Source organism: Kitasatospora brasiliensis, assembly GCF_032654805.1.
Lineage (GTDB): Bacteria > Actinomycetota > Actinomycetes > Streptomycetales > Streptomycetaceae > Kitasatospora > Kitasatospora brasiliensis.
The window spans coordinates 923,562-932,866 of record NZ_JAUOOW010000002.1 but is presented as its reverse complement, the minus strand read 5'-3'; the positions used below and the strand labels follow the sequence as shown (position 1 = coordinate 932,866).

General features: G+C 74.2%; 7 protein-coding genes. 1 reads left to right on the top strand and 6 read right to left on the bottom strand.

Features of this window, described 5'->3' with window-relative positions:
* Positions 1 to 71 precede the first annotated feature (71 nt).
* From QWJ13_RS12135 to glmS, 4 genes are all read right to left on the bottom strand, one after another.
* Positions 72 to 1,295: an alpha/beta fold hydrolase gene (locus tag QWJ13_RS12135; protein ID WP_316523650.1), complete on the bottom strand. Its 1,224-nt coding sequence runs from the start codon at positions 1,293 to 1,295 to the stop codon at positions 72 to 74.
* Positions 1,292 to 2,491, bottom strand: coding sequence for an alanine racemase (gene alr / locus QWJ13_RS12130; RefSeq protein WP_316523649.1), 1,200 nt, complete (start codon positions 2,489 to 2,491; stop codon positions 1,292 to 1,294). The genes QWJ13_RS12135 and alr overlap by 4 nt, the downstream gene beginning before the upstream one ends.
* Positions 2,492 to 2,664: 173 nt before the next feature.
* Positions 2,665 to 4,140, bottom strand: a complete 1,476-nt coding sequence (locus QWJ13_RS12125; protein WP_316523648.1) for an NAD(P)H-hydrate dehydratase — start codon at positions 4,138 to 4,140, stop codon at positions 2,665 to 2,667.
* A gap of 105 nt (positions 4,141 to 4,245) precedes the next feature.
* Positions 4,246 to 6,102 (bottom strand): glutamine--fructose-6-phosphate transaminase (isomerizing), encoded by a 1,857-nt coding sequence (gene glmS, locus QWJ13_RS12120; RefSeq protein ID WP_316523646.1) that lies wholly within the window; start codon positions 6,100 to 6,102, stop codon positions 4,246 to 4,248.
* Between the two features lie 99 nt (positions 6,103 to 6,201).
* On the opposite strand from glmS, the gene coaA reads away from it, so the two are divergent.
* Positions 6,202 to 7,197 (top strand): type I pantothenate kinase, encoded by a 996-nt coding sequence (gene coaA / locus QWJ13_RS12115; RefSeq protein WP_316523644.1) that lies wholly within the window; start codon positions 6,202 to 6,204, stop codon positions 7,195 to 7,197.
* 73 nt (positions 7,198 to 7,270) lie between these two features.
* Here the strand turns inward: coaA and glmM are convergent, their stop codons facing one another.
* Positions 7,271 to 8,635, bottom strand: a complete 1,365-nt coding sequence (gene glmM / locus QWJ13_RS12110; protein WP_316523642.1) for a phosphoglucosamine mutase — start codon at positions 8,633 to 8,635, stop codon at positions 7,271 to 7,273.
* 166 nt (positions 8,636 to 8,801) lie between these two features.
* Entirely contained in the window at positions 8,802 to 9,302 is a 501-nt protein-coding gene (gene rpsI / locus QWJ13_RS12105; RefSeq protein ID WP_316523640.1) for a 30S ribosomal protein S9, read from the bottom strand.
* Positions 9,303 to 9,305 lie beyond the last annotated feature (3 nt).

Sequence of the window (9,305 nt, the reverse complement as noted above, 5' to 3'; positions counted from 1 at the left end):
CCACCGCTTACCGTGCCACATCGACGGCCCGCCGGGCGCCCGGCGAGGTTGCGTCGGCCACCGGCGGGGCCTCAGACGGGATCGGCCTCCGGCTCCTGGGCCAGGTCGAGGACGGTCTCGGGCAGCGCCGCCGCCCGGGCGAAGGCCGCGGCCCGGCGCAGCAGCCGGGCCAGCTCGTGGTCGACCAGCTCCGGGCACTCCAGCATCACCAGGTGCCCGGCGCCCTCGGCCAGCACCAGCTCGGCGCCCGGCAGCCGCTCGGCCATCGCCTCGCTGTGCGCCGCGGGCGTCAGCAGGTCCTTCGTCCCGGCCATCACCAGGGCCGGCAGGCCGCGCAGGGCGGCCAGCGCCTCGTACTTCTCGTGCACGCCGAACACCGGGTAGAACTCGGCGACCACGTCGATCGGGGTGGCGTCCAGCAGCTGCTCGGCGAAGCGCACCACGCCGGGGTCGACGTCCCGGCCGCCGAAGGAGAACCGCCGGTAGAAGACGGAGGTCACGTCCGAGCCCAGCCGCCTGGTCGCCTCCACCAGGTCGACCTGGCGGCCCAGCAGCTTCACCATCCCGGGCGCGACCTTCTTGAACAGCTTCGCGCCGGCCTTCGGCAGGCCGAGGCTGACCTCGTTCCAGTCCCCGGCGAGGGTGCCGATCAGCGCCACTCCGGCGACCCGCTCGCGGAACAGCTCCGGGTGCTGGTCGGCCAGCGCCATCACCGTCATGCCGCCCATGGAGTGCCCCACCAGCACCAGTGGCCCGGTCGGGGCGACGGCGTCGATCACCGCCTTGAGGTCGCCGCCCAGCTGGTCGATGCCGGCCGGCTCACCCGCCAGGTACGAGCGGGAGCGCTCGGAGCGGCCGTGGCTGCGCTGGTCCCAGAAGACCAGCCGCAGGCCCTCGCGCAGCGCGGCCCGCTGGAAGTGCCAGCTGTCCTGGTTGAGGCAGTAGCCGTGGCAGAACACCACGGTCAGCGGTTCCGGATGGGTGGTGCCGCCGTCCGGCTCGGCCCAGCCCGTGCCGTCCAGCTCCACGTACAGCTCGGTGCCGTCCGGCGCCGTCACCGTCCGCGGGCGGCCGCGCAGCGAGCCGTACGGGGCCTTGGCGTCCAGCTCGACCCGGGCCCGGCGGCGCATCGCCCGGCCGACGGTCAGCCGTTCGATCGCCACGCCCGCGGCCGCCCCGGCCGCCAGTACGCCGACCGAGATCCCGATCACCCCGGCCCGGCTCACCCCGGTCGCGGCCCCGGCCGCCTTGGCGACCGCCGCGACCGGATTGCGTCCGGCCGGTGCGTCGGTCATGCCGACGCGCCCTCGGTGCGGCTGCCGCCCAGGTAGCGGCGGGGCACCCGGGCGCCGATCCGGGTGATGATCTCGTACGAGATGGTGCCGCAGGCTCGGGCCCAGTCCTCGGCGGTGGGCTCGCCGCGCTCGCCGTTGCCGAACAGCAGCACCTCGTCGCCGATCGCCGGGGTGTCGCCGCCGAGGTCCACCACGAACTGGTCCATGGCGACCCGGCCGGCCACCGTGCGCCACTTGCCGTCGATCTGCACCTGGCCGGTGCCGCTGGCGTGCCGCGGGATGCCGTCGCCGTAGCCGACCGGGACCAGGCCCAGGGTGGTCGGGCCCGGCGTCGTGTAGTGGTGGCCGTAGCTGACCCCGTGCCCGCCGGGGACGTGCTTGACCAGCGCCAGCCGCGCGGTCAGCGCCATCACCGGGCGCAGCCCGAAGTCGGCCGGCGAGCCCACCTCGGGCACCGGCGACAGCCCGTACGCGGCCAGGCCGGTGCGCACCAGGTCGAAGTGCGACTCGGGCAGCAGCAGGGCGGCCGGCGAGTTCGCCAGGTGGCGGACCACCGGGCGCAGCCCGGCCGCCTCGGCCGCGGCCAGCGCGGCGCGGTAGGAGTCCAGCTGGGCCTGGATCGACGGGTGGCCGGGCTCGTCGGCCGCGGCGAAGTGCGACCAGACGCCGACGACCGTCAGCAGCCCCTCGGCCTCGGCGCGGCGGGCGGCGGCCACCAGCTGCGGCCAGTCGTGCGGCTGGCAGCCGTTGCGGCCGAGGCCGGTGTCGGCCTTCAGGTGCACCCGGGCCGGGATGCCGGTCTCGCGGACGGCCGACAGCAGCTCGTCCAGCGCCCACTGGCCGCTGACCGAGATGTCCAGGTCCGCGCGCAGTGCCTCGCGCCAGGGCCCGCCCGGCGTCCACAGCCAGCACAGGATGCGGGCGTGCTCCGGGCGGATGCCCGCGGCGCGCAGCGCCAGCGCCTCGTCCGGGGTCGCGCAGCCGAGCCAGCCGACGCCGTTCGCGACCGCCTCCCGGGCGCACTCGACCGCGCCGTGGCCGTAGGCGTCCGCCTTGACCGCGAGCATCACCGCCGTATTGCCGATGCGCTCGCGCAGCGCGGCGAGGTTGCCGCGCAGGGCGGCGAGATCGATGGTCGCCTCGGCCCGTACGCCGTCGGTGAGGGGGGTTGTGCCGGTCGTGTTCGCAGTTGTCATCAGGGTCAGTCTCCCAGACGTCCCGGAGTCCTCGCCGAACGGCCCTGCGGCGCGGCGGCCCGGTACGACGCGTCGGCGTGCGGCGGACCGCCCTTTCACCCCGTTCAGGACGCCGCAAACGGATGTCTTGGTTCCGGCCATCGGCCCGCGGCCCGCGGCTACCCGCCCGCGCCCTACCCGGCGCGGACCGACCGCCACACCGCCGGCAGCGCTCCGGCCACCGCGAGCGCCGTCACCGGGGCGCCCGGCTCGCCCGCCGCCTCCCGGCCGGCCAGGCCGTGCAGGTAGGCGGCCGCCGAGCCGGCGTCCAGCGGCGCGAGGCCCGCCGCCAGCAGGGAGCCGGCCAGCCCGGCCAGGACGTCGCCGCTGCCGGCGGTGGCCAGCCAGGAGGTGCCGGTGGGGTTCACCCGGACGGCCCCGCCCGGGTCGGCGACCACCGTGGTGGAGCCCTTGAGCAGCACCGTCGCCCGGTAGTGGGCCGCCAGCCGGCGGGCGGTGGCCAGCCGGGCCGCGGCCAGCTCGCCGGCGGCCGGCGGCGCGCCGCCCTCGGCGCCCGCGAGCAGCCGGGCGGCCTCGCCGGTGTGCGGGGTGAGCAGGGTGGGCGCGGTGCGGCCGGCCAGCGCGTCCGGGCCCAGCCGGCCCAGCTCGGTCAGCCCGTCCGCGTCCACCAGCACCGGGACGTCGCTCGCCAGCGCCTCGGTCAGCGCCTGCCGCGCCCCCTCGCCGCCGCCCGGCCCGACCACCCAGGCCTGCACCCGTCCGGCCCCGGCCGGACCGCCCTCGGTGACCAGCGCCTCCGGGAAGCGCCGCACCACCTCCTCGGCCGCCGTGCCCACGTACCGGACGGCGCCCGCGCCGCCGTGCAGCGCCCCGGCCACCGCGAGCAGCGCCGCGCCCGGGTACGTCGCCGAGCCGGCCGCCACCCCGACCACGCCGCGCCGGTACTTGTCGCTCTCCGCGCCCGGCACCGGCAGCAGCGCCGCCACGTCCGCGTGCTGGAGCGCCGTCACCTGCGCCGCGGGCGGCTCCAGCCCGATGCCGACCAGCTGTACGGCGCCCGTGTACGAGGCCCCCGGGTCGACCAGCAGGCCGGGCTTGTACGTGCCGAAGCAGACCGTGACGTCCGCGCGCAGCGCCGCGCCCGGCACCTCGCCGGTGTCGGCGTCCACCCCGCTCGGCAGGTCCACCGCCACCACGGTCCCCGGCCGCTCGGCCCGGGTGTACGGCTCGGCCTCCGGGCGCAGCCCGCCCCGGCCGCCGATGCCGACGATGCCGTCCAGCACCAGGTCCGCGCGCGAGAAGTCGGCCAGGCCGACTTCCTGCTCCACCGTCACCCGCCCGCCGGCGGCCCGCAGCGCGGCCAGCCCGCCCGGGTGCGCCTTGTCGGGCGTCAGCAGCACCGCCGTCACCCGCGCCCCGCGCCGGGCCAGCGCGGCCCCGGCGTACAGGGCGTCACCCCCGTTGTCCCCACTGCCCGCGAGCACCACCACCCGGCTCCCGTACACCCGCCCCCGACGCCGTGTCAGCAGCCGTGCGCAGGTCGCCGCCAACCCGGCGGCCGCCCGCTGCATCAGCGTCCCCTCCGGCAGCCGCGCCATCAACGCGGCCTCCGCGGCCCGGACGGTGTCCACACGGTGTGCATGACGCATGGCGGGGCTCCTTCAGCAGTCGGCTACCGCCGACGCTAGCCGGAAGAGCGCACGACGGCGCCCCTGCGGTAGGGCACAGCCACCGCAGGGGCGCCTCGACGAGCCTTACTCGACGGTGACCGACTTCGCCAGGTTGCGCGGCTGGTCGACCTCGTGGCCCTTGGCCGTGGCCAGCTCGCAGGCGAAGACCTGGAGCGGGACGGTGGAGACCAGCGGCTGGAGCAGGACCGGGGTGGCCGGGATGCGGATCAGGTGGTCCGCGTACGGGACGACGGCCTCGTCGCCCTCCTCGGCGATCACGATCGTGCGGGCGCCACGGGCCCGGATCTCCTGGATGTTGGAGACGATCTTGTCGTGCAGGATCGACCGCCCGCGCGGCGAGGGCACGACCACCACGACCGGCAGCCCCTCCTCGATCAGCGCGATCGGACCGTGCTTGAGCTCGCCCGCCGCGAAGCCCTCGGCGTGCATGTACGCCAGCTCCTTGAGCTTGAGCGCGCCCTCCAGGGCCACCGGGAAGCCGACGTGGCGGCCGAGGAACAGCACCGAACGGGCGTCGGCCAGCGAGCGGGCCAGCTCGCGCACCGGCTCCATGGTCTCCAGGACCTGCTCGACCTGCTTCGGCGCGTCGCCGAGCTCCTTGATGACGGCGAAGATCTCGTCGCCCCACTTGGTGCCGCGCACCTGGCCCAGGTACAGGGCGACCAGGTAGCAGGCGACCAGCTGGGTCAGGAACGCCTTGGTGGAGGCGACCGCGACCTCCGGGCCGGCGTGGGTGTACAGCACCGCGTCCGACTCGCGCGGGATGGTGGAGCCGTTGGTGTTGCAGATCGCCAGCACCTTGGCACCCTGCTCGCGGGCGTGCCGCAGCGCCATCAGGGTGTCCATGGTCTCGCCGGACTGCGAGATGGCGATGACCAGCGTGCCCGGACCCATGATCGGGTCGCGGTAGCGGAACTCCGAGGCGACCTCGACCTCGCAGGGGATGCGGGTCCAGTGCTCGATCGCGTACTTGGCGATCATGCCGGCGTGGAAGGCCGTACCGCAGGCGACGATCACGACCTTGTCGACCGAGCGCAGGTCGGCGTCGGAGATCCGCAGCTCGTCCAGGGTCAGCCGGCCGTCGGTGCCGATCCGGCCGAGCAGGGTGTCGGCGACGGCCTTCGGCTGCTCGGCGATCTCCTTGAGCATGAAGTAGTCGTAGCCGCCCTTCTCGGCGGCGGAGGCGTCCCAGTCGACGTGGTACTCGCGCACGTCGGCCGGGGTGCCGTCGAAGTTGGTGACGGTCACGCCCTCGCGGCGCAGCTCGACCACCTGGTCCTGGCCCAGCTCGATCGCCTCGCGGGTGTGCGCGATGAAGGCGGCGACGTCGGAGGCGAGGAAGTTCTCGCCCTCGCCGCGGCCGACCACCAGCGGCGAGTTGCGGCGGGCGCCGACGACCACGTCGGGCGCGTCGGCGTGCACGGCCACCAGGGTGAAGGCGCCCTCCAGCTGACGGCAGACCACCCGCATCGCCTCGGCGAGGTCGCCCGCGTAGGCCTCGCCCAGCAGGTGGGCGACGACCTCGGTGTCGGTCTCGGAGCGGAGGGTGTGGCCGCGCTCGGCGATCTCGGCGCGCAGCTGCGCGAAGTTCTCGATGATGCCGTTGTGCACCACGGCGACCCGCTGGTGGTCGTCCAGGTGGGGGTGGGCGTTGGCGTCCGTCGGGCCGCCGTGGGTGGCCCAGCGGGTGTGGCCGATGCCGGTGGTGCCGCCGGGCAGAGGGGCCTCGGCGAGCGACTTCTCCAGGTTCGCGAGCTTGCCCGCCCGCTTGTCGGTGGCCAGGCTCCACTGCCCGTCGGAGCCCTGCACCTGCACCGCGACACCGGCCGAGTCGTAACCCCGGTACTCCAGCCGCTGCAAGCCTGCGATTACTACGTCGAGGGCGGACTGTGCGCCCACGTATCCAACAATTCCGCACATGCGTGCCAGCATAAGGGCGGTTCTGTGGCCGTTTTCCCGCCGCGCGGGAACGCTGCGTGACCGACACCACAACGACCGTGAACGCCGCTACGGCTCACAATGGAGCATGTGCTGACCGAACTCTGTCCGCGGGGCGCCGCCACGCCCGGCCCGTCACCGTCCCCCTACGTGGACCTCAGCAGGGCCGAGTGGAGCGCGCTGCGCGAGCGTACGCCGCTGCCGCTGACCGCCGAGGAGGTGGAGCAACTCCGCGGCCTGGGCACCGCCCTGGACCTGGACGAGGTCCGCGACGTCTACCTCCCGCTGTCACGGCTGCTGAACCTGTACATCCACGCCACGCACGAACTGCGCGGCACCCTGGGCACCTTCCTGGACACCCCGGACACCGAGCGCACCCGCACCCCCTTCATCATCGGGGTGGCCGGCTCGGTCGCGGTCGGGAAGTCCACCACCGCCCGCCTGCTCCAGGAGCTGCTCGCCCGCTGGCCCGAGCACCCCCGGGTCGAACTGGTCACCACCGACGGCTTCCTGCTCCCCAACGCCGAGCTGCGCCGCCGCGGCCTGATGGCCCGCAAGGGCTTCCCCGAGTCGTACGACCGCCGGGCGCTGACGCGCTTCGTGGCGGACGTGAAGGCCGGCAAGGACAGGGTCAGCGCGCCGGTCTACTCGCACCTGGTGTACGACATCGTCCCGGACCAGCGGCTGACCGTGGAGCGTCCGGACATCCTGATCGTCGAGGGCCTGAACGTGCTCCAGCCGGCCCTGCCCGGCACCGACGGCCGCACCCGCCTCGCGGTGGCCGACTACTTCGACTTCTCGATCTACGTCGACGCCCGCACCGACGACATCGAGCACTGGTACCTGGACCGCTTCCGCAAGCTGCGGCAGACCGCCTTCCAGGACCCGAACTCCTACTTCCGCCGCTTCACCGAGGTGCCGGAGGAGGAGGCGATGGAGTACGGCCGGCAGGTCTGGCGCACCATCAACAAGCCCAATCTGCTGGAGAACGTGCTGCCGACCCGCGGCCGGGCCACCCTGATCCTGCAGAAGGGCCCGGACCACAAGGTCCGCCGCGCCCTGCTGCGCAAGCTCTGACACCACACCGGGGAACCGCACGACGAGGAGGGCCCCCGCCGCACCGGCGGGGGCCCTCCTGTGCGTTCCGGGCTCAGCCCAGGTGGGTGCGCACCGCCTCGGCCAGCTTCTGCGCGACCGCCTCGGCCTGCGCCGGGTCGGCGGCCTCGACCATCACCCGGACCAGCGGCTCGGTGCCCGAGGGGCGCAGCAGCACCCGGCCGGTGGAGCCCAGCTCGGCCTCGGCCTCGGCGACGGCGGCGGCCAGCTCGGTGCTGGTCTTCACCCGGGACTTGTCGACGCCCTTGACGTTGACCAGCACCTGCGGCAGCCGGGTCATCACGGTGGCGAGGTCGGCCAGCGGCTGCTTGGTGGCGGCCAGTCGGGCGCCCAGCATCAGGCCGGTCAGGGTGCCGTCGCCGGTGGTGGCGTGGTCCAGCAGGATGACGTGGCCGGACTGCTCGCCGCCCAGCGCGAAGCCCTGCTCCTTCATCGCCTCCAGCACGTAGCGGTCGCCGACGGCGGTCTCCACCAGCTCGATGCCCTCGCGCTCCATCGCCAGCTTGAAGCCGAGGTTGGACATCACGGTGGCCACCGCGGTGTTGCGGCGCAGGGTGCCGGCCTCCTTCATGGCGACCGCGAGGATGGCGATGATCTGGTCGCCGTCCACCTCGTTGCCCTCGGCGTCGGCGGCCAGGCAGCGGTCGGCGTCGCCGTCCAGGGCGATGCCGAGGTCGGCGCGGTGCTCCTTCATCGCGACCCGCAGCCGGTCCAGGTGGGTGGAGCCGACGCCGTCGTTGATGTTGAGGCCGGTGGGCTCGGCCCCCAGGGTGTGGACGACCTCGGCGCCGGCCCGGGCGAAGGCCTCGGGGGCGACGTAGGCGGCCGCGCCGTGGGCGCCGTCGATGACGACCTTGATGCCGTCCAGGCGGTTGGGCAGGACGCCGATCAGGTGGGCGACGTACTTGTCGAAGCCCTCGGTGTACTCGCGCACCCGGCCGACGGCCGCGCCGGTCGGACGGTTCCAGTCCTCGTCGCCGAGGGTGTGCTTGCGGTAGTGGGTCTCGATCGCGTCCTCGATCCGGTCGTCCAGCTTGTGGCCGCCGCGGGCGAGGAACTTGATGCCGTTGTCCGGCATGGCGTTGTGACTGGCGGACAGCATCACGCCGAAGTCGGCGCCGAGCGCGCCGGTGAGGTAGGCCACGGCCGGGGTGGGCAGGACGCCGACCCGCAGGACGTCGACACCGGCACTCGCCAGACCGGCGATGACGGCGGCTTCCAGGAACTCGCCCGAGGCGCGCGGGTCCCGGCCGACCACCGCGACCGGCCGGTGGCCGTCGAAGGCGCCGGCTTCGCCGAGCACATGGGCCGCCGCGACCGACAGCCCGAGCGCCAGCTCCGCCGTCAGGCCCTCGTTGGCCACCCCGCGCACGCCGTCCGTACCGAAGAGTCGTCCCACTGTCCCGTCCTCCATCACCACTGCTCGGAACCAACCGATAGTCCCGGCCGCCGCACAGAAGCCGGGGAACACGTCGCCCCGGAGTACGCGAGGTACTCCGGGGCGACGGTTTTTCGCGCAACCAGGGGGTGCGCCGCCAGGGCGGACCGCACCCCCGGGGAGGCGATTAGCGCTTGCTGTACTGCGGCGCCTTGCGGGCCTTCTTGAGACCGGCCTTCTTGCGCTCGACGGCGCGGGCGTCACGGGTCAGGAAGCCGGCCTTCTTCAGCGCGCCGCGGTTGTTGTCCACGTCGGCCTCGTTCAGGGCACGGGCGACGCCGAGGCGCAGCGCGTAGGCCTGGCCGGAGACGCCGCCACCGCTGATGCGGGCGACGACGTCGTAACGGCCGTCCAGCTCCAGGAGCTTGAAGGGCTCGTTCACGGTCTGCTGGTGCACCTTGTTGGGGAAGTAGCCCTCAAGGGTGCGACCGTTGATCTTCCACTGGCCGGTGCCGGGGACGATGCGCACGCGGGCGATCGCCTCCTTGCGGCGGCCAAGGCCGGCGCCCGGGACGGCCTCGCCGAAGCGGCCGGCCAGGGACTCGGAGGTGTAGCTCTCCTCGGAGGTGTACTCGCCCTCGACGGTCTCGTCGAAGTCGACCTCAAGGGTTTCAGTGGTCTCGGCCACGAT

Bases quoted from the DNA above. Each gene is read 5' to 3' on its own strand.
- glmS (WP_316523646.1), bottom strand. From the start codon at position 6,102: ATGTGCGGAATTGTTGGATACGTGGGCGCACAGTCCGCCCTCGACGTA.
- QWJ13_RS12125 (WP_316523648.1), bottom strand. From the start codon at position 4,140: ATGCGTCATGCACACCGTGTGGACACCGTCCGGGCCGCGGAGGCCGCG.
- QWJ13_RS12135 (WP_316523650.1), bottom strand. From the start codon at position 1,295: ATGACCGACGCACCGGCCGGACGCAATCCGGTCGCGGCGGTCGCCAAG.
- alr (WP_316523649.1), bottom strand. From the start codon at position 2,491: ATGACAACTGCGAACACGACCGGCACAACCCCCCTCACCGACGGCGTA.
- coaA (WP_316523644.1), top strand. From the start codon at position 6,202: ATGGAGCATGTGCTGACCGAACTCTGTCCGCGGGGCGCCGCCACGCCC.